This window comes from Ralstonia condita (genome assembly GCF_958405655.1).
GTDB lineage: Bacteria > Pseudomonadota > Gammaproteobacteria > Burkholderiales > Burkholderiaceae > Ralstonia > Ralstonia condita.
The window spans coordinates 280,130-300,080 of sequence record NZ_CATYWO010000003.1; the positions used below are offsets into that span (position 1 = coordinate 280,130).

General features: G+C 65.9%; 21 protein-coding genes. 7 read left to right on the plus strand and 14 right to left on the minus strand.

What is annotated here, in order from left to right; translation table 11 throughout:
- Positions 1 to 79 precede the first annotated feature (79 nt).
- Entirely contained in the window at positions 80 to 1,486 is a 1,407-nt protein-coding gene (locus tag R2N03_RS13020; RefSeq protein ID WP_316658066.1) for a GGDEF domain-containing protein, read from the minus strand.
- Between the two features lie 353 nt (positions 1,487 to 1,839).
- Between R2N03_RS13020 and mprA the strand changes: the two genes are divergently transcribed.
- Both mprA and R2N03_RS13030 read left to right on the plus strand, forming a co-directional pair.
- Positions 1,840 to 3,795 (plus strand): MprA protease, GlyGly-CTERM protein-sorting domain-containing form, encoded by a 1,956-nt coding sequence (mprA, locus tag R2N03_RS13025; RefSeq protein WP_316658067.1) that lies wholly within the window; start codon positions 1,840 to 1,842, stop codon positions 3,793 to 3,795.
- Between the two features lie 150 nt (positions 3,796 to 3,945).
- Positions 3,946 to 4,185 (plus strand): hypothetical protein, encoded by a 240-nt coding sequence (locus R2N03_RS13030; RefSeq protein ID WP_428984405.1) that lies wholly within the window; start codon positions 3,946 to 3,948, stop codon positions 4,183 to 4,185.
- A gap of 69 nt (positions 4,186 to 4,254) precedes the next feature.
- On the opposite strand, the gene R2N03_RS13035 is transcribed toward R2N03_RS13030, so the two are convergent.
- From R2N03_RS13035 to R2N03_RS13045, 3 genes are all read right to left on the minus strand, one after another.
- Positions 4,255 to 4,407: a hypothetical protein gene (locus R2N03_RS13035; protein ID WP_316658068.1), complete on the minus strand. Its 153-nt coding sequence runs from the start codon at positions 4,405 to 4,407 to the stop codon at positions 4,255 to 4,257.
- A gap of 43 nt (positions 4,408 to 4,450) precedes the next feature.
- Entirely contained in the window at positions 4,451 to 5,629 is a 1,179-nt protein-coding gene (locus R2N03_RS13040; RefSeq protein ID WP_316658069.1) for a DUF4382 domain-containing protein, read from the minus strand.
- Positions 5,630 to 5,831: 202 nt separating this feature from the next.
- A complete protein-coding gene (locus tag R2N03_RS13045; RefSeq protein WP_428984407.1) occupies positions 5,832 to 6,290 on the minus strand; it encodes a hypothetical protein in 459 nt (152 codons plus the stop codon).
- A gap of 191 nt (positions 6,291 to 6,481) precedes the next feature.
- Here R2N03_RS13045 and R2N03_RS13050 point away from each other — a divergent pair, with 191 nt between their 5' ends.
- Both R2N03_RS13050 and R2N03_RS13055 read left to right on the plus strand, forming a co-directional pair.
- Entirely contained in the window at positions 6,482 to 7,114 is a 633-nt protein-coding gene (locus R2N03_RS13050) for a cysteine hydrolase family protein (protein WP_316658197.1), read from the plus strand.
- A 140-nt stretch (positions 7,115 to 7,254) separates the two neighbouring features.
- Positions 7,255 to 8,148: an amino acid ABC transporter substrate-binding protein gene (locus tag R2N03_RS13055; protein WP_316658071.1), complete on the plus strand. Its 894-nt coding sequence runs from the start codon at positions 7,255 to 7,257 to the stop codon at positions 8,146 to 8,148.
- A gap of 36 nt (positions 8,149 to 8,184) precedes the next feature.
- Here the strand turns inward: R2N03_RS13055 and R2N03_RS13060 are convergent, their stop codons facing one another.
- From R2N03_RS13060 to R2N03_RS13080, 5 genes are all read right to left on the minus strand, one after another.
- Positions 8,185 to 9,063, minus strand: coding sequence for a lysophospholipid acyltransferase family protein (locus R2N03_RS13060; protein WP_316658072.1), 879 nt, complete (start codon positions 9,061 to 9,063; stop codon positions 8,185 to 8,187).
- Positions 9,064 to 9,242: 179 nt separating this feature from the next.
- The gene (locus tag R2N03_RS13065; protein ID WP_316658073.1) at positions 9,243 to 9,455 is read right to left on the minus strand and encodes a hypothetical protein; all 213 of its coding nucleotides are present in this window, start codon (positions 9,453 to 9,455) and stop codon (positions 9,243 to 9,245) included.
- Between the two features lie 107 nt (positions 9,456 to 9,562).
- Positions 9,563 to 9,817 carry a translation initiation factor 1 gene (locus R2N03_RS13070; RefSeq protein ID WP_316658074.1) on the minus strand — a complete coding sequence of 85 codons (255 nt, stop codon included), beginning with the start codon at positions 9,815 to 9,817 and terminating at the stop codon, positions 9,563 to 9,565.
- 54 nt (positions 9,818 to 9,871) lie between these two features.
- Positions 9,872 to 10,093 carry a translation initiation factor IF-1 gene (infA, locus tag R2N03_RS13075; RefSeq protein ID WP_316658075.1) on the minus strand — a complete coding sequence of 74 codons (222 nt, stop codon included), beginning with the start codon at positions 10,091 to 10,093 and terminating at the stop codon, positions 9,872 to 9,874.
- Positions 10,086 to 10,427: a hypothetical protein gene (locus tag R2N03_RS13080; protein ID WP_316658076.1), complete on the minus strand. Its 342-nt coding sequence runs from the start codon at positions 10,425 to 10,427 to the stop codon at positions 10,086 to 10,088. The genes infA and R2N03_RS13080 overlap by 8 nt, the downstream gene beginning before the upstream one ends.
- 677 nt (positions 10,428 to 11,104) lie before the next feature.
- Here R2N03_RS13080 and R2N03_RS13085 point away from each other — a divergent pair.
- Positions 11,105 to 11,308 carry a cold-shock protein gene (locus tag R2N03_RS13085; RefSeq protein WP_316658077.1) on the plus strand — a complete coding sequence of 68 codons (204 nt, stop codon included), beginning with the start codon at positions 11,105 to 11,107 and terminating at the stop codon, positions 11,306 to 11,308.
- A 181-nt stretch (positions 11,309 to 11,489) separates the two neighbouring features.
- On the opposite strand, the gene R2N03_RS13090 is transcribed toward R2N03_RS13085, so the two are convergent.
- Complete coding sequence (locus R2N03_RS13090; RefSeq protein ID WP_316658078.1) at positions 11,490 to 12,836, minus strand: ABC transporter ATP-binding protein; 1,347 nt, start codon at positions 12,834 to 12,836, stop codon at positions 11,490 to 11,492.
- 31 nt (positions 12,837 to 12,867) lie between these two features.
- Positions 12,868 to 14,637 carry an ABC transporter permease gene (locus R2N03_RS13095; protein ID WP_316658079.1) on the minus strand — a complete coding sequence of 590 codons (1,770 nt, stop codon included), beginning with the start codon at positions 14,635 to 14,637 and terminating at the stop codon, positions 12,868 to 12,870.
- 269 nt (positions 14,638 to 14,906) lie between these two features.
- On the opposite strand from R2N03_RS13095, the gene R2N03_RS13100 reads away from it, so the two are divergent.
- Positions 14,907 to 15,194 carry an acylphosphatase gene (locus tag R2N03_RS13100; protein WP_316658080.1) on the plus strand — a complete coding sequence of 96 codons (288 nt, stop codon included), beginning with the start codon at positions 14,907 to 14,909 and terminating at the stop codon, positions 15,192 to 15,194.
- A gap of 30 nt (positions 15,195 to 15,224) precedes the next feature.
- Here the strand turns inward: R2N03_RS13100 and ppk2 are convergent, their stop codons facing one another.
- The 3 genes from ppk2 to R2N03_RS13115 all read right to left on the minus strand — a co-directional run bounded on the left by ppk2 (position 15,225) and on the right by R2N03_RS13115 (position 18,602).
- The gene (gene ppk2 / locus R2N03_RS13105) at positions 15,225 to 16,127 is read right to left on the minus strand and encodes a polyphosphate kinase 2 (RefSeq protein ID WP_316658081.1); all 903 of its coding nucleotides are present in this window, start codon (positions 16,125 to 16,127) and stop codon (positions 15,225 to 15,227) included.
- A gap of 123 nt (positions 16,128 to 16,250) precedes the next feature.
- Positions 16,251 to 17,108 (minus strand): 23S rRNA (adenine(2030)-N(6))-methyltransferase RlmJ, encoded by an 858-nt coding sequence (locus R2N03_RS13110; RefSeq protein ID WP_316658082.1) that lies wholly within the window; start codon positions 17,106 to 17,108, stop codon positions 16,251 to 16,253.
- Positions 17,109 to 17,168: 60 nt separating this feature from the next.
- Positions 17,169 to 18,602 carry a CoA transferase gene (locus R2N03_RS13115; RefSeq protein WP_316658083.1) on the minus strand — a complete coding sequence of 478 codons (1,434 nt, stop codon included), beginning with the start codon at positions 18,600 to 18,602 and terminating at the stop codon, positions 17,169 to 17,171.
- 107 nt (positions 18,603 to 18,709) lie between these two features.
- On the opposite strand from R2N03_RS13115, the gene R2N03_RS13120 reads away from it, so the two are divergent.
- Positions 18,710 to 19,942, plus strand: a complete 1,233-nt coding sequence (locus tag R2N03_RS13120) for a citrate synthase family protein (RefSeq protein ID WP_316658084.1) — start codon at positions 18,710 to 18,712, stop codon at positions 19,940 to 19,942.
- Positions 19,943 to 19,951 lie beyond the last annotated feature (9 nt).

The window sequence follows — 19,951 nt, forward strand, 5'->3', positions numbered from 1 at the left end:
AAGGATGGTCGCCAAGTTGATCGGCCGTCACGCTGTGTACCCGATGGGGTTGCGCCGCGTGACAGCGCGCGTGCCGGCTTTACGCCTGCATCACGCGATTGCGGCCGCCTCGCTTGGCCTGGTACAGGGCCTGGTCCGCCAGGTGCAATACAGCAGCCGCAGTGGCGTGCAGGAACTTGCGGCTCCAGCGTTCGGGCGGCGTCGCGCTGCCGTCGTAGGTGGCGCATCCGATGCTGACGGTGACAAACCCGCCGACGGCTGGCGCGGCCGCAATGCATCGTGCTTCCACGGCCTCGCGCACACGCTCTGCGATGTGCTGGGCTTCCGCTGACGGCGTGTAGGGCAGGAGCGCGACGAACTCTTCGCCGCCGTAGCGCGCGACGAGATCCGCAGGGCGCTTGCCGAGCAGTCGCGCCAGCACTTCGGCAACCTCGACCAGGCAAGCATCGCCGCGCGCGTGGCCGTAGCTGTCGTTGATCTGCTTGAAACGGTCGATGTCGATCATGAGCACCGAGAGCGGGGTGCGATCGCGCGTGGCCCGCCGAAGCTCCGCCTCCCAGCGTTGCTCGAAGGCGCGGCGATTGGGCAACCGGGTGAGGCTGTCGACCAGTGCCTGCTGTTCGAGCTTGGCGTTGTCGCGGACGACGAGCTCGTACAGGCGCGCGATGTCACGAATCAGCTTCGACAGCACGATGGCGGAAGATACGACGCTGAGCAGACGCGCCATGTACCACCCCAGGGCATAGCGCGCACCGCCATGAAGCGTGAGCACGGCGTCGGCAAGGGCGGCCGTCAAGGCGACGGCAACCCACAGGTCGATCCGCCGACGGATGCGCGTGATGGCCACATAGGCTGTCAGGCCGATGATGTTGGCCCCGATGACCGGCACACCCAGTTTCTGCACCAAGCCACTGTATGCGCCGTCCTGGATCAACTGCGGCAGGTGGCTCACCTCGCGAAGGCTCACGAAGGCGACGGCGGCCGCCAGCAGGGGGCCCACCAGAATCATGCACGCGGCGCTGCGGTTGTGGCGCAAGGATTCCGCCGCAGAGGGCCCGGCACTCCGCCGTGCCGCAAGAAGGGCTAGCAGGACGAGCAGGGGATAGCCGGCATGCCAGAAGGTCCAGAGCCAGACCGCCGTCTGCGGTCCGGCGCCCAATAGCCCGGTTGCGGAAAACACGCCTGGAAAGGTCGGCAACTGCACTGCAGCCAGGACGGCCGAGTAGAGGTAGGCACTCGCCAGGATGCCGGAGAACGCGTCTGCTCCGATGCGCGCGCGCTGCCAGAGCAGGTAGGCCGTCAGGCTGTCCGACAGCATGATCGTTGTCAGGAACATCGGCAGGAACGGCTTGACCTCGGCCAGCGGCGTTTCGGCATGCAGAAACGCCAGGCCCATCACCGCCACGATCGAGACGACAACGGTTGCGGCCGTGATGAACTCACGCCGGGTGATCACGTCATCGTTGAGCCTGGCTGTCAGCGGCATGTGTCTTTGATTCGGGCACTGCCCTGTTCATCGTCTTGAAACCCCTCGACTTTAGACTGATTCGTCGATGCGCTCCTCGTCACTGACGACAGACAGTGTCTGTCGCGCGCTTGACGAGCATGCCGGCTCCCGGGCGCCGGGCGCCGGGCAATAGAGATAAATACCCACACGTCGTTTTTTCAAACGCGCCGATGACACACGTGACGCGACGGTATAAAGCCTGACCAGGCAAACGACCCGATTGGCCCGCCCAGGGTTCAGGCAACGCATCGGATGCGACCTGCCGCTGTCAAGTTTCCGTCCTGACCACCGAAATCAAGATTTGCCGTGCCCCGATTGATCCAACGCGCCCAATGGCCAAGATGAACCTCACGTCCTTCAAGTTTTCCGCGCTTGCCGCCGGCGCGCTTCTGCCGATATTTTCCGCACAGGCGGCGGACAAATCCCAAACGCCGGCGCAGCCGCTGCAATGGGTCTCGCAACTCATCGTCAAGGAACGCGGGGCCAGCACGGCAGGCACGCTCGACGTGGCCAGCGCGACGCAGCGCTGGGCAGCCGCAGCCCAGCTTCCGCTCGGTTACAAGCGACCGATGTCGACGGGCGGGCATGTCGTCATGTTGCCCAAGGCGATGTCGCTGGACGATGCGGCCACCGTCGCCAGGCGCATGGAAGCGAGCGGCCAGTTCGAATACGTCTCGCCCGACCGCAAGATGAGCCCCGCGTCCACGGTCACGGACCCGCTCTTCAGCCAGCAGTGGAACCTCATGCCGACGAGCACGGCGGCCGGCGGCGCCAACATCACCAATGCCTGGAGCACCACCAAGGGCTCGTCCCTGGTCACGGTGGGCGTGGTCGATACGGGCCTGATTGCAACCCACGCAGACCTGTCGGGCGCCAACATCCGCACCGGTTATGACTTTGTCAGCAGCACGGCGATGACCGGTACGCCGGACCCGAAGACCAACCTGTCCATTCCGCTTTATTTCGTCGAGAACGACGGCAGCACCGAGCAGGGCCGCGATTCGGACCCGTCCGACCCCGGCAACTGGGTCAGCAGCAACGACGCGGCAAACTACCCGACGTTCTGCGGCGGGGCGGCCAACAGTGACTGGCATGGGACGTTCGTCACCGGGCTGATCGCGGCGCAGCAGAACACCATCGGCATTGCCGGCATCGCGCCCACCACCGGTGTGCTGATGGCGCGCGCGCTGGGCAAATGCGGCGGCGTCAGCTCCGACATCATCGATGCCATGACCTGGGCCGCTGGTGGCGCCGTGCGGGCCCCCCCCCACAACGCCAATCCGGCCAAGGTGATCAACATGAGCCTGGGCGGCGTCGGAAGCTGCTCATCCGCGGAGCAGGCCGCCGTGGACAACGTGCGCGCCCTGGGCGCGAGCGTCATTGTGGCGACCGGCAACGAAGCCGGACCGGTGGATTCCCCCGCCAACTGCTCGGGCGTGATCGCGGTGACTGCGCACACCATCGATGGCGACAATGCGAGCTACGCCAACATCGGCCCGCAGACCACACTGAGCGCGCCAGGCGGCGGGCAGGGGACGGTGCTGACGGGCACCGGCAGCCTGATCCCGTCGTTGTTCAACAATGGCCTGCAAGGGCCCACCACCGATGCGTACGCGCAGGGTGCGGGCACCTCGTTCGCGACGCCTCACGTTGCCGGTGTGGCCGCGCTGATGCTGTCGCTGGTGCCGACCCTCACGCCGGATCAAGTGGCGACCCTGCTCAAGCAATCGTCGCGGCCGTTCCCGGCGGGTACCTACTGCGCAACGCATGCGGGCGTGTGCGGCAGCGGCATGCTCGATGGCACTGCCGCGCTGTTGCAGACGCAGGGCAAGCCGACGCTCCATGCCGCCACGCCGGCTGCCGGGGCGACGGCAAACGCCACGGTGACGCTCTCCGCGGTTGGCGGCCCCGGCTTTGGAAACAGCGTCGCCAGCGTGGTGTGGAACCAGACCGCAGGCACGGCTGTCACGGTGGCGTCCAGCGGCCCCGATGCCAATGGCGCGATCAGCGGCACGTTCACCCCGCCGAGCCAGGGCACGTACAGCTTCAATGTCACGCTCACCAACAGTGCCGGCGCCACGGCCACGGACAGCGTGACGTTGAACGTGGCGGCAGCCACCACGACCGGGACGCCGTCGACCGGCACCTCGGGCGGCACCACAACGAGCACCTCTTCCGGCGGTGGTGGCGGGGGCGGTGCGGTTGACCCGCGGTTCTCGGCATTGCTCCTTGCAGCTGGCGCGGCTGCGTGGTTGCAGCGCCGACGTGGCGCCGGTCAGGCACGATGAGTTGGCCGCCGCCCGGGTGACCTCCAATCAACCCGGGCGGCGTGGGCGGCACGTCGCATGGACGGCAGTTACGATTGGTTGCACAAAGCCGCACATGCGCCTCTGCGCCTCCCTACAATCGGCGGAACCATCAACAGACGGAGGAAGGCAATGAAGACAACACGATGGATGGCGGCGGGTGCAATCGGTGTGCTGCTGGCGGTGTCGGTTCCGGCACTGGCCAAGGGTGGCGCCGGGGGCGGTTCTGCGGCGCACATGAGCGGCGCCGGCATGACCAACACCAACGGCCCCGAGAGCGCCGATCGCGACAAGGGCCGCGCCCGCGCAGCGGACCGCGCGCACGAGCACGGCAAATCCACGCAGCACGAGCACGCGGGCAAGCGCAAATAAGCCACGCAATCGCTCAAAAAAAAGCCGGTCACGCAGACCGGCTTTTTACTGGGCGCTGAATTGAACCGCTCAGCAATTGCCCTTCTTGGCCTGCCCGGGCGGGCAGAAACCATTACCCCGGCCGCCCTGGGGTACGGCAACCACCCCCGAGTCAGGCACATAGACTGCGCACCCACCCAGCAGCGAAGCGCCAAGCGACAGGATCAGGACCATTTTCTTCATGATGTTGTAGGGGGCGGTGTGGTTGCCGCCCCGTGCTCTCTGGTTAGAAGGTGAAATTCACGTTGCTCTGGCTGCCGGCCGCGACGTTCACGTTGGTGCTTTGCGTGGCGCCTGTTGCGCTGGTGGCCTGCACCGAGTACTGACCTGCCACCGACGACACGGGCGTCAGCGCGATCGGCAGCGTGGCACTGTAGGCACCAACCAACGGTGCGGCTGCCGGCAACGACAGCGAGTATGCCCCGGTATCGAGGTTGGCATTGGCAGACGTGATCTCATACGACACCGAGTTGATGGTCTGCAGCGCACGCAGCGTGGCCTGGGCCGAAGCCGTGACCGTGCCGCCCGCCGTGTTGGTGGTGGAAGACGGCAGCAAAATCGGCGCGGTCGAGGTCGACACCGTGGTCGTGGCGCTGGCCGTCACCGGGACGGCGGTGATGATGCCCGTGGCATGGCCAGTCGGGGACGCGTTGTCGACGACCACGACGTCATACGTGCCGTTGCTGCTGCTCTGGACCAGCGGCGACAGGACGAACTTGCCGGTGGAGTCGGCAACCGTGCCGCGGATGACCTGGCCGTTCTGTTCGGCATACACCGTGGCGCCCGCTTGGGCAGTCGGCACGTAACCGGTGATCGAACCGCTGACGACCGTGGGCGTGGCCGTCACGACGGGCTTCAGGCTGTAGCCACCGTTGCCTTGCTGCACGATCGACTTGCAGGCGTTGAAGTCCAGCACCAGATCGACCAGCGTGTTGGGTTGCACCGTAAAGGGCTGGATGATCTTGTAGCCGCTCTGCGTACCGCTGGGGGTGGCCAGGGGCTGCTCGGTCGAGGAGCTGGACGGCACCACGGAGTTGGCGAGCGTGCCGCCCTGGTTGGGCGACAGCACCAGGCGCAATTGCTGGTATTGGCCCGCCGGCAGCGGTGCGCTGCCCAGATCGGTCAACACACCATTGGTGAGCGACAGCAGATCGATCTTCTGCGGGGTGGCCAGGGCAATGTCCGTCCAGCCGGCGTCGGTATCGGCGGCCGAAGCGCTGGCGTTGACGCGCACCTTGTTGACCGTGACGTAGACATGATCGAAGCCGCAGGCGGGCGCATCGGTCATGGCGACGCTGAGCGTGCCCGTGCTGGCGGTTCCGCTATCACCCCCACCACCACCGCACGCGGCGATGAGGAACGGCAGCGGCAGGGCCATCAGGGCGTTACGGTAACTGGCTTTCATGTTGTCTCCTCGGCTGTGGGGGGTGCCGCAAGCATAGCCCCAGCCATGGCACGCATTTTGGGCGAATTGAAACCATTCGTAACCGAAATGGGCCGACTGCAACAAGTGAAGGTTTGCGAATAACCAGCGGCCAGTCCGCACCTTCAAACGGCCGGCGGGCGCGGGTTGCGGGCACCCGGCGGCGCGTCAAACCCGCAGCGGATCAGCCGCGCATGCGGAGCAGCTCCGCGTAGGAGACGAGCTTGCGCTTACCGGGGCCCAGCGTTTTCCGTTTTGGCGTGGAACGGCCGGATTGATTGCGCTCGAACTTGGCGGCGGCGCGCGCATCTTCTTTTGCGTGGAGGCTCATGGCCCGGGCCTCTGCCTTCAGGCGCTCCGCTTCCAGCCGAGCGGCCACCCGCTCCTCGCGGGCAACATCGTGCGCAGCCGACAGGATTTCGGCACGCAGCAGGTCGCGCCGCTGCTTGGCAGCCGCGCGGGCCTCCTGCAATTGCGCTTTTCTCTGCCGCAGCCAGTCCTTTCTGCTGACCGGGGCGGGCCGGGCCTCTGCCGGCACGCTCTGGCGCAATGCCTGGCTGATGGCCAGTTTCTCAGCCAGGTGTGTGCTTCGAGCGCCATGTTTTGCATCAGTCACAGTGCGTCGCCCTCCGCAACGGCGCATGGGTGCCGCCCATGCACCACCGTCGATGGATGTCATCAAAGCTCATGCCGCGAACCTACCATAGGGCTCGCGATCGCGCCGAGGCTGGCACGGGCGGACAAGCGCGTTCGGCACATCGGGGCGTGCCGTGCCGGATACGGAAATGCGCGATCATGCCGGCTCTGTGGCCAACATCGATCCACCCCGATCCGATGACTCCTGACGACAGCGCAAAGGGAACCCGCAACGCCAACGCAAACGCAAACGATGTCACCCCGCAGATCGCGTCGATTGTTCCCGCACAGACCGCCGTGGTGGTCATGCATTACCAGACCGACATCCTCGCGCTGTTTCCGTCGGTTGCGCCCACGCTGCTCTCGAACACCCGCGAGCTGTGCGACGCAGCGCGGGCCAAGGGCGTCAGCGTCTACTTCGCCAAGATCCACTTCAGCCCCGGCTACCCCGAGGTCAGTCCGTTGAACCGGAACGGGCAGGGCATCAAGCGCCTGGGGCTGTTTGTCGACGACCAGGTCTCGCCCGAACTGGGCCGGCAAGCCACGGAACCGCTGATCATCGCGCACCGTGCCAGCGTGTTCTTCGGTACCGACCTGCAGGTGCGGCTCTCCGCGCAGGGAATCGACACGCTGATCCTGGTGGGCATTGCATCGACCGGCGTGGTGCTGTCCTCGGTGGCGCACGCCAGCGATGCGGACTTCCGCCTGTTCACCGTCAAAGACTGCTGCTACGACCCCGATCCGATCGTGCACGATCACCTGTTCTCGACGGCATTCGCATCGCGCACGACGGTGCTCTCGCTGGCAGACGCGCTGTCGCTGCTGGCCTAGGCGCTCGCCCGTTGGATGCCTCGTCTCGCACGCGTTGATGTGAGTCAATGACCGGTCTCACAGCCTGCATAGAGTCACTTCATGGACCTGCGGCAACCCCATGCCGCCAGGGCGCGCGGGAAGCTTCCATGGAGACGACAATGAAGACGATTTGCACGATCGCATCGGCACTGATCCTGGCCGGGCTTCCACTCGTACCGACGGGTGTCCACGCGCAAACGCTGGAAAAGGTTGCGGCGGCGGACAAGATCACGGTGGGGTATCGCGAGGCGGCGGTTCCGTTCAGCTACCTGCTCGGCCCGCACAAGGCAGTGGGCTTCTCCGTCGACCTGACGCAGGCCATCGTTGACGATGTGCGACACCAGCTGAAGAAGCCGTCTCTCAAGGTTGATGCCATTCCCGTGACGGGACAGAACCGCATCCCGCTGCTGGTGGACGGCACCTACGACCTGGAATGCGGATCGACCACCAACACCAGCGCGCGCGGCAAGGAAGTGGCGTTTTCCATCAATGTCTTCTACGCGGGAACACGCCTGCTGACCAGGCGGGATTCCGGCATCCAGGGCTATGCCGACCTGTCGGGGAAGACCGTGGCCAGCACGGCCGGCAGTACGAACGAGAAGGTGCTGCGAAAGTACGCTGCCGACCACCACATCGATGTCCGGTTTGTCTTCGGCAAAGACTATGCGGATGCGCTGCAGCTCGTCGAGAACGGGCAGGCCGCTGCATTGGCGCTGGACGACGTGCTGCTGTTCGGCATGCGCGCCAATTCGGCCCATCCCGCATCGCTGGAAATCGTGGGCGACACCTTGCAGGTGGAACCCTACGCCTGCATGGTGCGCAAAGGCGACGCGGCGTTCAAGAAGCTGGTGGATGGCACCATCACACGGCTCATGCAGTCGGGAGAATTCACGGCGCTCTACAAGAAGTGGTTTGAATCGCCGATTCCTCCCGCCGGTGCGAACCTGCGCATGCCCATGAGCGAGCCCCTGCGAGCCAATCTGAAGGCCCGTAGCGACAAGCCGGCGCAATAGCGCACCGCGTGTGCCTGGCGCAGAGGCGGCGCGCGCTCACACCGCGTCGGACGGTGCTGCCGATGCGCCCGTCGGCACCTTGTAGCGGTTGTAGCCCCACAGATACTGCTGCGGAAAACGGTGGATCATCTCTTCCATTTCCGCATTGATCCAGGCCGCCTGGGCTTCCGCGGTGTCGGGAAGCGGCCCGGTCAGGCGCTTGACGTGCATGCGCCAGCCGCGGCCGCCGGGCAGTCGCTCGCCAGCGGCGATGATCAGCGCGGCATTCGTCTGCGAGGCCAGCTTGCCCGGCAGGGTCATGGTGTATGCGGCGCGGCCAAAGAAGGGCACCCATACGCCGTCACCCTTCGGCGCCTGGTCGGGCAGCAGGCCGATCGCCTCGCCGCGTCGCAGCGCGCGCACGAACGCGCGCACGCCCTGGGATGTTGCCGGCACGGTCGTCAGGTTCGATGTGGCGCGCACGGTATCGAGCACGCTGCGCAGCATCGCCTTGCGGTGCGGGCGGAACATCACCGTCAAGGGAATGCGTTGTGCCGCATAGCGCGCGGCCAGCTCGAAGCAGCCCAGGTGCGGGGTGAGCATGATGAGGCCCTTGCGCTCGGCCAGGGCTTGCTCGATCACGGCCCAATCCTCGCAGATCACCTGGTCCATGCAGGCCGCGCTCTGAAACCAGACGCGCGCCAGTTCGCTCATCATCGCGCCGGTTTCTGCGGCTGCCTGTCGCGCAAAGCGCGGCTCGTGGAAGCCGGCCTGCGCGGCGTTGCGCTGGAGGTGTCGGCGATATCCGCCCGGGACCGCATAGATCAGCAGACCGAGCACACGGCCGAACCCATGAACCACCGGCAGGGGCAACGCAGAAAACAGCCGCAAGAAGGTAGTCAGGGCGCCCGAGGGGCGCTGGGATTGGCTATGCATGGTGTTGCCATCCTGGAAAATGTTGCTTTGCACGCCCCCGACGCCTTGTCAAAGCGCTACTCAAGGCCCCGATTGAAGCGCAGAAGACTAGCGAACCAGCAAGGCGTTGTCCATCCCGGGAACCGGCAGTGGCGGCGTGCCTTTCGGGGTGTGTCGAAGATGCGGCGGATCGGTCGTGCCTACTGCTCAAGCGACCAGCCCTGGTTATCCACATTCTTCTCGTCGCGGTAGATCCAGCGTGCGCCGCAGGTGGGGCAGGTGAACGTGCTGACCGTGACAGCAAGCCCGGTGGATGACTTGATGCGTTGCGTGTCGGTGATTCTCAGCAACGCGTGGCCGGGCGCGCCGCGCTGCTGGACTTCGATGGCAAGGCAGGGCGGACAGAGTGTCATGCCGCGGTTTCTCTCAAAGGATGCAGACCCGCTGCGCAGCGCTAGGGCCACGAAGGCCGGCGCGCGTGGGTCGGGGTGGAGGTTCGATCCGTTGTACTGCCTGCAGGCTACACGCCGAAGACAGGGGCACCGAACTTGAGCAGCAACTGCTCGATCTGGCCCATGTCGTCCGTGCGCGGCGTGCGGTCTTCCGTGACGCGAGACGGCCCGCCATAGACCGCAGCCACGTGCCGACGCACCGTCAGCACTTCATCGGCCGGGGCAGAGACGATGACAGGGGCGCCAGGCTCGTGCCGGTAGCTTCCGTCCTTCCACCCTTCGGGGGTCAGGTGCAATTCTTCCCATTCGTCGCAAACAGACATGGTGGACTCCTCTTCGTTGAATCGCGGTTGTGCCGCGCCAGACAGGTTGCAGGTTCAGTTCTTGTGGCGATAGTTGATCCGGCCCTTCGTCAGGTCATAGGGCGACATCTCCAGCGTGACCCGATCGCCCGCGAGGATGCGGATACGGTGTTTCTTCATGCGGCCCGATGAATAGGCCCAGATCTGGGCGCCATTCTCCAGGACCACGCGAAAGCGGTTGTCCGGCAGTACTTCTGCGACCTGGCCGCCAAATTCCACGAGTTCTTCTTTAGCCACGTTGGACTCCTTTCGCGGCACTGTGGGCCGCATGATGTGATGGGGTGCGGGCGCCAGGATGGCGGCGGCGCAGGCGCGCGATGGCCATGCTTCCGGCGTGCCGGCCGGCATGCCTTGCGAGCGCTTCGGTGCGATGTACGTCGGTGCGCATCGAGACGTTGGCAAGGATGTGCTCCATGCCGTCGCGGTACTCACTGATGAGGTAGGTGGGAAACCAGACGCCTGGTTCTTGTTCAATCGGGTACACGGAGACCGTGTACGGGGAGTTGGCTTGATTCAATACGCTGCAATGTTTCGGGCGATCGCTCAACGCAGGTCTGGCGCGGGTATGCATGCCGCTTCCTGCCAATGAGGTACGTCACGATGGATGAGGCCAATGTCTGCGCGTCATGCAACCAGGCAGGGCGCGAGTGATTGGCGGCGAGGTGACCGGACTTGCGTAGGCTGGCATGCCGAGTACATGCATGCCGGGTACGGAGCGGACAGGCCGCCGGTCTGGATGGTCATGGGCTGCGTGGCCCAGGCAGATTCGGGTGTACGCCCGACGGGTAGCCGATGGAATGTAGCGATTGCGTGTTCGGCACCCGACCCGATCATTTCGATGAACGGGTAAAGACCGCGTATGGTAACAGCTTCCGCATGCGGCTGCCTCGCCGTCGAATCCCGGCGTTGGCACCGTGCACCCCTTTGCGAGCCTCAACGCAGTCAAGCCTCGACGGCCGTCCTTTCCCGGCGCGCAGGCGCTGCGGCTCATGCGCCACCTGAGCGCCACGAGCCGGGCGACGAAGCGCCTGGAAGGTCATGTGAATGGACTGCTGCCCCGACTTTTTTTCGTAATTCGTTGACACGGTGTCACAAAGCCTGTAGAACCCGTCCCGCAGGATCTTCAAGCAGTGACTCCGATGTTCTGGGGTGCCACACCAAGCGGCGCCTCCTTTGCTCCATGTTTCTTCCTTGATTGTCGTGCCTGCTGAGCACAAGGCTCATGCAGAACTTTTGAGGATATCCAACATGGAAACCGGCACAGTTAAGTGGTTCAACGACTCCAAGGGCTTCGGCTTCATCTCCCCTGACGCAGGCGGCAGCGACCTGTTCGCGCACTTCTCTGAAGTGCAGGGCAGCGGGTTCAAGTCCCTGCAAGAGGGACAGAAGGTTCGCTACGTCACCGGCGTAGGCCAGAAGGGCCCGGTCGCGACCAAGATCGAAGCTGTCTGATCGCTCTGGTCCGCATAGAAGAAACCCCGCCATGCGGGGTTTTTTTTCGTGCTGCTCGCGCCGCGGTTGTCGCAGCCGCCGCGCCTCTCGATCCTGGCACACGAGCCGGATGTGACAAGGCCCGCTCTGGAGGCGGGCCTTGTGTCTGGTGCAGCGCCCGCCGCGCGGGCCGGCCAGGCGATCAGGCCGATCCGTCCGCGCCGCCCTCGGCTTCACGCTCTTCGCGCTCTTCACGCGGCAGCGTCAGCATGCCGGTGTTGTACACGTACTCATACACCTCGCCATACCGGCCCCATTCAATGCCGATCTTGAGCACGCGCTCGGCTTCCTCGGCCTTCAGGTAGGCCTCCAGCTCGCGCAGGACCTGCTCTTCGCGGATCTCGCCATCCTCATTGGCGTCGAGCTCCGCACGGATGTGGGCGGCCAGTGCCACGCGCTCCAGCAGCTTCTGGCCGAACAGCACCTTGCGCTCGGGCGGCTCGGTTTCCATGTAGGTCTTGCCGAACGGGGTGACGATGATGTCGCCGCGCTCGATGGTGGCGAGCTGCAGCAGGGCCAGCGCCTCGCAGGCGGGTAGCAGATCGTCGTCGGTCACGCCGGCTTCTTCGGCCAGGTGCGGCAGGTCGGCGCGGCCGTTGAAAGGGGCTTCGACCAGCAGGTCGAGAATGGCCTCCATCTGGCCGATTTCCGCCTCGGGCAGGCGGTAGGCGAGCTGCTGCGCGGCAGGTTCTGCGCCCACATAGATGCCCACGCGCTCGGGCGAGGTCATCAGGCCATAGACCTCGTCGATCAGGTTGCGCACGGCGGCCGAATCACGGTTGCGCGGGCGCGGGAACGGCACGCGCACCTCGGCGCGGATGCGCCCGGGATCGCTCGACAGGATGACGATGCGGTCCGCCATCATCACCGCCTCTTCGATGTTGTGCGAGACGATCAGGATGGCCTTGATGTTGGTGCGGCGGTCTTCCCACAGGTCGAGCATTTCGTCGCGCAGGTTCTCGCCGGTGAGCACGTCCAGCGCGGAGAATGCCTCGTCCATCAGCAGCAGGTCCGGCTCGGTGACGAGCGCACGCGCAATGCCCACGCGCTGGCGCATGCCGCCGGAAAGCTCGCGCGGGAGGGCGCTGTTGAAGCCCGACAGGCCGATCAGGTCGATGGCCTGCTCGGCACGTTCTTCGCGCTCGGCCTTGCCCACGCCTTGCGCTTCCAGGCCCAGCTCCACGTTCTGCTGCACGGTCAGCCACGGAAACAGGGCGAACGACTGGAACACCATCGCGATGCCCTGCACGGGGCCGGTGTATTCGCGCCCGCGGAACAGCACCTGGCCACGGTCGGCACGCACCAGGCCTGCCATGATGCGCAGCAGCGTCGATTTGCCCGAGCCTGATTTGCCAAGCATGGCAACGATCTCGCCCTCGCGCAGGTTGAGGTCCACGCCTTCGAGCACGGCACGGTCGGTGTGGTCTGCGGTGCGGAAGATTTTCGAGACGCCGCGCAGCTCGATGACGGATTCGGCGTTGGTGGCCATGGTGTGTTCTCTGCTGAAAATAGTCGTCGCCTTAGAGGCGGGTGCGCTCTTGCGCGATGTCGTATAGGCGGTTCCAGAGCAGCCGGTTAAAGCCAACCACAAAGAGGCTCATCACGGCAATGCCGAGTGCGATGCGCGGGAAATCGCCCTTGGCCGTCATCTCGGCGATGTAGCTGCCCAGCCCCGTGGCCACCAGCGTGCGGTCGCCCCATGACACGTATTCAGACACGATGCTGGCATTCCAGGAACCGCCGGCGGCCGTCACCAGACCCGTCAGCAGGTTCGGGAACACCGCCGGAATCAGGAACCGCTTCCACATCAGCCAGCCCCGCAGGCCGAAATTGCGGGCGGCGAGCTTGAGCTCGGTCGGGATGCCCGACGCACCGGCAATCACGTTGAACAGGATGTACCACTGGGTACCGAAGATCATCAGCGGGCTCAGCCAGATCTCGGGGTTGAGCGCAAAGCGCGCGATGAGCATCACCGCCAGCGGGAACATCAGGTTGGCCGGAAACGCCGCCAGGAATTGCGCCACCGGCTGAGCGATGCGCGCCACGTTCGGATTCAGGCCGATGCGGATGCCGATCGGCACCCATACCAGCGCAGCCAGCGCAATCAGCAGGATCACCCGCACCATGGTCAGGCAGCCCAGCCAGAACACGTGACCCACCTCGGCCCAGCCCACCTCCGAGCGCACGAACTGCAGCACCTGCGCGACCGCCACCAGGGCGGCCAGGACGATGATGACATCCGCCACGCGGTGCGACCACGGGAACCGTGCAAAGCTGTGGCCGCCGCTGGCGGTTGGCCGCGTCCGCTCGGCGCCCCAGGCCAACGTCCGCTCCGCCAGCGCGGCGGTGCGGTCGAGCAGGGCCTTGACCCATTCGGAGCGGCGCAGCAGGTCCAGCAGCCACGATTGCGGCTCCCGCTCGGAAGACATCGCATCGAAACGAAAACGGTCTGCCCAGGCAATCAGCGGGCGGAACAGCAACTGGTCGTACAGCAGGATGCCGATCAGCATGGCCAGGATGGCCCAGCCGATGGCCGGCAGGTTCTGATGCTGGATCGCCAGGGAGATATACGAACCGATGCCCGGCAGCTTGATGTCGTGGCCCGACACCGAGATGGCTTCCGAGGCCACCACGAAGAACCAGCCGCCCGACATCGACATCATCATGTTCCACAGCAGGCCCGGCATGGCGAAGGGCACTTCCAGCCGCCAGAAGCGCTGCCACTTGGACAGGCGGAACACCGTGGCCGCCTCTTCCAGGTCGGTCGGGATGGTCCGAAACGATTGATAGAGCGAAAACGCCATGTTCCACGCCTGCGACGTGAAGATGGCGAAGATGGCTGCGCATTCCACGCCGACCAGGCTGCCCGGAAACAATGCAATGAAGCCCGTGACGGTAATCGACAGGAAACCGAGCACCGGAATCGACTGCAGGATGTCCAGCGCCGGCACCATCACCTTCTCGGCCGTGCGGTTCTTGGAGGCAATGGCCGCGAATGCAAACGAAAACACCAGCGACGCCCCCAGCGCCAGCAGCATGCGGATGCTGGTGCGCAGCAGGTAATAGGGCAGCTCGGCGACGTCGAGACTCACGTCCAGCGGCTCGCCGGGCGTGTAGGGCACGTTCATCTGCTTGGCGGCATACGCCACGAGCACGATGGCAGCCAGAATGATCGGCAGCAGGGCCAGGTCGAACCGGTTGGGCGGCGCCGTCAACAGGTGGCCGAAATTGACGCCCAGGCTGTTACCAAAGCGGCCCCGGAAGGTGGTTTCGTTGTCGTTCTGCTGCATTGTGGATAACCGGGACGGAAATCGCTGACGGAAATCGCGCGGGCAAAAAATCGGCGCGTCACGTGGCGTGCATGGGCTGGGAGAAACACTTTCGCAAGCGTTGCTTGGCACCCGGCGGTAAGCCGCCTAGTTTACCCTGCATAGCGTCACACCTCGCCTTGCGGTTGTCAGTCTGACGGCGTCACATTCCAGAAATGTGACAGAGATGCGACAACGCCGGCCTGTCATGATTTGCCCAACACATTGCCCGCCGATTGCCCGGAGCCGCCATGGCCGTCCTCTGTCAAGTGATCGTCACCGTACAGGGCCGCGTGCAGGGCGTCGGCTACCGTGCTGCGTGCGCGAGCCGCGCACGGGCGCTCGGGCTGCGCGGCTGGGTGCGCAATCGCAGCGATGGCGCGGTCGAAGCCTTCCTGGCGGGCCCGGAAACCGTGGTGCTGCGCATGCGCGAATGGATGTGGGAAGGCCCGGACAGTGCGCTGGTCACGCAGCTCGACGTGTTCAGCGCCGATGACGAAGCGATGCCGCCGGGCTTCGAGGTGCGGGCGACGTTCTAGCCCGACTTCCGCGGGCCGCTTCCGAATCGCTCAGTAGCGGTTCGGGACGATCATGGATTCCGGGACCGGGTGACGGATGTACTCCGCGTGGTGCACTCGCTCGGGCAGCACGACGGGCGGATGCGGTACCGGGTGATACGGCACCTGGCCAAGCAGATGGTGGATGCAGTTCAGGCGGGCGCGCTTCTTGTCATCGGCCAGCACCACCCACCACGGCGATTCGGGGATGTGCGAGCGCTCGAGCATCGCCTCCTTGACGCGTGTGTAGTCTTCCCAGCGGCGCCGACTTTCCAGATCCATCGGGCTGAGCTTCCATTGCTTGAGCGGGTCGTCGATGCGGCTCTGGAATCGCACCTCCTGCGCCTCGTCCGTCACCGAGAACCAGTATTTGACGATCTGGATGCCGGAGCGCACGAGCATCTTTTCGAACTCCGGCACGGAGCGGAAGAATTCTTCGTATTCCTCGTCGGTGCAGAAGCCCATCACGCGCTCGACGCCCGCGCGGTTGTACCAGCTGCGGTCGAACAGGACGATCTCGCCGGCAGCGGGCAGATGGGCCACGTAGCGCTGGAAGTACCACTGCGTACGTTCACGGTTGGTGGGCGCGGGCAGCGCAGCGACGCGGCAGACGCGTGGGTTCAGGCGCTGCGTGATGCGCTTGATGGCGCCACCCTTGCCGGCGGCGTCGCGCCCTTCAAAGATCACCACCAGCCGATGGCCGGTCTCGATCACCCAGTCCTGCAGCTTGACCAGTTCACCCTGCAGGCGGAACAGCTCGCGGAAGTACATGCGCCGCGTATCGCGCGCTTCCTGGCTGATGGCCGCCTCGCCCTCCGCGAGGCGGTCGTCGATTTCCATTTCCAGCTCCTCGTCAAGCGTGTCGAGGAGGTCTTCCTGCAGACGGGCCTGCCGCTGCGCGTCGCGTTCGCTCATGGTGTCCTGCTCCTGCCGATCGGCGTGCCGCTCGCGGGCGGCACGGTCAAACTGTACGCCCGTCTAGGTAACACCGGCATGTGGCAAGGGGGTGACATGGCCGGCAGGCGCCGTCACGGCACGTCAGCTCGATTCGCCCTCGAGCGTGAACCGCGCGCCGTTGTCCTGGGCGAGCAGGCGCACGAGCGTGGGCATCGCTTCCTGCAGTTGCGCCTTGAGCGTCCACGGCGGGTTGACGACGAACATGCCGCTGCCGTGCAGGCCCAGCCCGCCGGCCACGGGTTGCTTGACGGTCAGCGTCACGTGCACCCAGTCGGTCAGCCCCAGTTGCTTCAGGCGCACCGGTAACTGCACCGATTCGCGCCGCTGCACCTGTGGATACCAGACTGCGTACATGCCGGTCGGGAACCGCTGGAGGCCATCCTGCAGGGCCTGCACGGTGCGTGCGTAGTCCTGCTTGTCTTCGAACGAGGGATCGATCAGCACCACGGCGCGGCGCGGCGGCGGCGGCAGGATCGCCTTGATGCCGGCAAAGCCGTCGCCGTCGTAGAGCATGACCTTGCGACCGGCGCCGCGGAAGTTGTTCGACAGCACCTTGATCTCGGTGCTGTGCAGCTCGAACAGGCGCAGGCGGTCGGCATCGCGCAGCATCTGCCACGCCAGCCACGGCGAGCCGGGGTAGTGTCGCAGTTGCCCGTTCGGGTTCAGCTCTCGCACCTGGTCGAGATACGCGTCGAGCAGCGGGGGCAGCGTCTCGCCGTTGGCAGCCGCGCGCCACAGCGGCCCAATGCCGGTATCGAATTCGGCCTTCTTCTGCGCCCATTCGTGGTCCAGCGCGTAGAGGCCGGCACCGGCGTGCGTGTCGATGTACCAGAACGGCTTGTCCTTCTGCGTGAGGTAATCGAGCATCTGCACAAGCACGGCGTGCTTGAGGACATCGGCGTGATTGCCGGCGTGGAAGGCGTGACGGTAACTGAGCATCGGCGGGCCATGTGCGCCTGAGAGCGCAGGCGCGCGCGGAAGAACGGATAGGCGCGAATCCTACCACCGCGCGGCGTGCGTCCCCAGCGGCACGGCGGGCAGCGTCCAGCGCGGTGGGGTATCGGACAGCTGTCCGGCGTGGCGCAAGGCCGTGAGCGTGCCGAAGCCCGATGGCGCCGTTTCGAGGTACGCACCGATGTCTTCGTAGTGCGGGTCGGCCGCATCGAAGCCACGATCGAGACGACCCAAGCCGCGCAGCCAGTGCGCCGTCTGCGCGAGCGACACTCGCACGTGCCAGCTACCGCCCTCCGTCATGCGACGTGCAAGCGCCGTCATGGCACCGGCGGCCATCAGGTAGCCCGCGCCGTGGTCCAGTGCCTGCGCGGGCAACGGGTGCGGCTTGGCGTCACCGGCAGCCTGCGTTTCCGCCCAGTTGAACCCGCTGGCGGTCTGCACGAGCGAATCGAAGCCTCGGCGATTGGCCCAAGGGCCGTCATAGCCGTACGCGCACAGGCTGACGTAGACGATGCCGGGGCGCAGCGCGGCAACCTGCTCCGGACCAAATTGCAGCGCCGCCAAGCCACCGGGCCGATAGCCCTGCACGAAGATATCGGCATCGCGCAGCAGCGTGCGGAGTTGGTCGGCACCGGCCGCATCGCGCAAGTCGAGCTGCGCAGAGCGCTTGCCACGGCCGGTGTCGATCACCAGCGGTGGGATGGCGGGCAGATGCGGCGCCGTAACGAGCAGCACATCCGCCCCATGCGCGGCCAGCGTCCGGCCGCAGACGGGCCCCGCAATCACGCGCGTGAGGTCCAGCACACGCACGCCCGAGAGCGGACGCCCGTCGGCATGCGCAGGAAGCGGCCGCGATGGCGCATCGCCAATGCGTTCGATCGTCATCAGCGGCTGGCCCGCCACGGCAATGCCTTGCGGGTGCGCGTCCCACTCTTCAAACGTGCGCGCGGCAGTGACGACCATGCCCGCCTGCGCGGCCGCCTCTTCAAACGCTTCGGCCTGCCATTGGTTCAACGCGGTGGCTACAGCGGCCCGGTCATACGCGCAGCCGAGCAGCTTCAGCACACCGTCGCGGTGATGCGCAAAGTTGGTGTGCAGGCGCACCCAGCGGCCATCACCGCAGCGATAGAGCCCAGCGATCTTGTCCCACGGTTCGGGCGGTAACTGGCCATCAACACGGAAGTAACGCTCGGAGCGAAATTCCAGCGCGGCGTGGTGCATGTCGACCGATACGGTCTGCTGCCGCCCGCTGCGCAACGTGTCGACCTGCGCGGCCGCCAGTGCAGCGGCGGCAATGGTGCTCTGCGCCAGTGTGCCCACCGCAAACGACGACGGCAGCGCCGGCTCGGCGCCCGTGAGCGTGGCGCGCGACAGCACATCGGCCGGCTGACCGAGCACGGTCCACAACTGGCCGAGTGCACTTGTGGCGCTGACAGTCTGCATGGAAGGATCAACCACATCAGCAACGGGTGACGGCATGGCGGGGCTCCGCGAGCGAGGTGCGCCCATTACAGTCCTGTGCGGCCGATAGCGTCAACATTGACTAGACTGATCAACCTCGATTGCCGCCCACCGCATCCGGCCTGATGACCACTTACCTCAATGCCGCCGAAGCTGCCGAGCGCCTGCGCGTCTCGCGCCCAACGCTGTACGCCTATGTGAGCCGCGGGCTGCTCGCGGCGTACCCGTCGCCCGACGGACGCGGCAGCCGCTACCGCGAGGCCGATGTGGCACGGCTGGCCGATCAGCGTTCCGGTGGACGGCGCCCGCGCCAGGTGGTGCGCCATGCGCTGGACTGGGGCCTGCCCGTCATGGAATCGGCCATCACGCTCATCGATCACGGGCAGTTGTTCTACCGCGGCATGCCCGCCTTGGAATTGGCCAAACACGCCACGCTGGAAACCGTGGCGGCGCGGCTGTGGCAGTGCGAAGAAGCATCCGCGTTCAACGCGCCCGCGCCGGTGTTACCGAAGAGCTGGTACGCGGCGCTCACGTCGCTGGCAGACGCAGACATCCGCCAACGCTGCATGGCGCTCTGCGCGCTTGCCTTGCCGGCGCTGGACGAGGCCGCGTGGCGGCAGGACGCTGCTCGCACGGCGCGCGATGCCGGCGCGCTGCTGCGCGTTGTGTTTGCCGCCATGCTCGGCCGCAAGCCAGATACCGCACCCGTACACCTGCAATGCCAGCAGGCATGGAATGTTGACGCGCACGCCGCCCAGGCCATCCGCGTCGCCTTGGTGCTGTGCGCCGATCACGAACTCAATGCCTCGAGCTTTGCGGCGCGCGTGGTCGCATCGACCGGCGCCAGCCTGGGCGCCGTGGTCAGCGCCGGGCTGGCCGCGCTCACCGGTGGCCGGCATGGCGGCACCACGGCGCGTGTGGAGGCGTTACTGGACGAGCTGGAAGGGGAGCGCTCCGTGACAACGGCATTGCGCCGACGGCTGGATCGCGGCGATACGCTGCCAGGCTTTGGCCACCCGCTGTATCGCCAGGCCGACCCGCGCGCGGATGCGATCCTGGCGCAGTTGCCGAAGACGAGCGCGGTGCGCAAGCGGCTGCAAACCGTGATGGATGCCGTGGCCGGGCTAACGGGCGATGGGCCATCGGTGGATTTCGCGCTGGTGGCCACCCGGCGTGTGCTGGCGCTGCCGGAAGGTGCCGGCTTTGGCCTGTTTGCAGCGGGGCGTACGGCAGGGTGGATTGCACACGCGCTTGAGCAGCGCGCGGCAGGGCAGTTGATCCGCCCAAGAGCCGCCTATGTGGGGCCGATGCCAGCCGCGCCGGACACACCGGCGGGCCGCATCATTCGCGTGAGGTAACGACGCAGG

Coding starts and splice junctions, on each gene's coding strand:
- R2N03_RS13020 (WP_316658066.1), bottom strand. CDS start 1,486: ATGCCGCTGACAGCCAGGCTCAACGATGACGTGATCACCCGGCGTGAG.
- mprA (WP_316658067.1), top strand. CDS start 1,840: ATGGCCAAGATGAACCTCACGTCCTTCAAGTTTTCCGCGCTTGCCGCC.
- R2N03_RS13030 (WP_428984405.1), top strand. CDS start 3,946: ATGAAGACAACACGATGGATGGCGGCGGGTGCAATCGGTGTGCTGCTG.
- R2N03_RS13035 (WP_316658068.1), bottom strand. CDS start 4,407: ATGAAGAAAATGGTCCTGATCCTGTCGCTTGGCGCTTCGCTGCTGGGT.
- R2N03_RS13040 (WP_316658069.1), bottom strand. CDS start 5,629: ATGAAAGCCAGTTACCGTAACGCCCTGATGGCCCTGCCGCTGCCGTTC.
- R2N03_RS13045 (WP_428984407.1), bottom strand. CDS start 6,290: ATGCGCCGTTGCGGAGGGCGACGCACTGTGACTGATGCAAAACATGGC.
- R2N03_RS13050 (WP_316658197.1), top strand. CDS start 6,482: ATGACTCCTGACGACAGCGCAAAGGGAACCCGCAACGCCAACGCAAAC.
- R2N03_RS13055 (WP_316658071.1), top strand. CDS start 7,255: ATGAAGACGATTTGCACGATCGCATCGGCACTGATCCTGGCCGGGCTT.
- R2N03_RS13060 (WP_316658072.1), bottom strand. CDS start 9,063: ATGCATAGCCAATCCCAGCGCCCCTCGGGCGCCCTGACTACCTTCTTG.
- R2N03_RS13065 (WP_316658073.1), bottom strand. CDS start 9,455: ATGACACTCTGTCCGCCCTGCCTTGCCATCGAAGTCCAGCAGCGCGGC.
- R2N03_RS13070 (WP_316658074.1), bottom strand. CDS start 9,817: ATGTCTGTTTGCGACGAATGGGAAGAATTGCACCTGACCCCCGAAGGG.
- R2N03_RS13080 (WP_316658076.1), bottom strand. CDS start 10,427: ATGCATACCCGCGCCAGACCTGCGTTGAGCGATCGCCCGAAACATTGC.
- R2N03_RS13085 (WP_316658077.1), top strand. CDS start 11,105: ATGGAAACCGGCACAGTTAAGTGGTTCAACGACTCCAAGGGCTTCGGC.
- R2N03_RS13090 (WP_316658078.1), bottom strand. CDS start 12,836: ATGGCCACCAACGCCGAATCCGTCATCGAGCTGCGCGGCGTCTCGAAA.
- R2N03_RS13095 (WP_316658079.1), bottom strand. CDS start 14,637: ATGCAGCAGAACGACAACGAAACCACCTTCCGGGGCCGCTTTGGTAAC.
- R2N03_RS13100 (WP_316658080.1), top strand. CDS start 14,907: ATGGCCGTCCTCTGTCAAGTGATCGTCACCGTACAGGGCCGCGTGCAG.
- ppk2 (WP_316658081.1), bottom strand. CDS start 16,127: ATGAGCGAACGCGACGCGCAGCGGCAGGCCCGTCTGCAGGAAGACCTC.
- R2N03_RS13110 (WP_316658082.1), bottom strand. CDS start 17,108: ATGCTCAGTTACCGTCACGCCTTCCACGCCGGCAATCACGCCGATGTC.
- R2N03_RS13115 (WP_316658083.1), bottom strand. CDS start 18,602: ATGCCGTCACCCGTTGCTGATGTGGTTGATCCTTCCATGCAGACTGTC.
- R2N03_RS13120 (WP_316658084.1), top strand. CDS start 18,710: ATGACCACTTACCTCAATGCCGCCGAAGCTGCCGAGCGCCTGCGCGTC.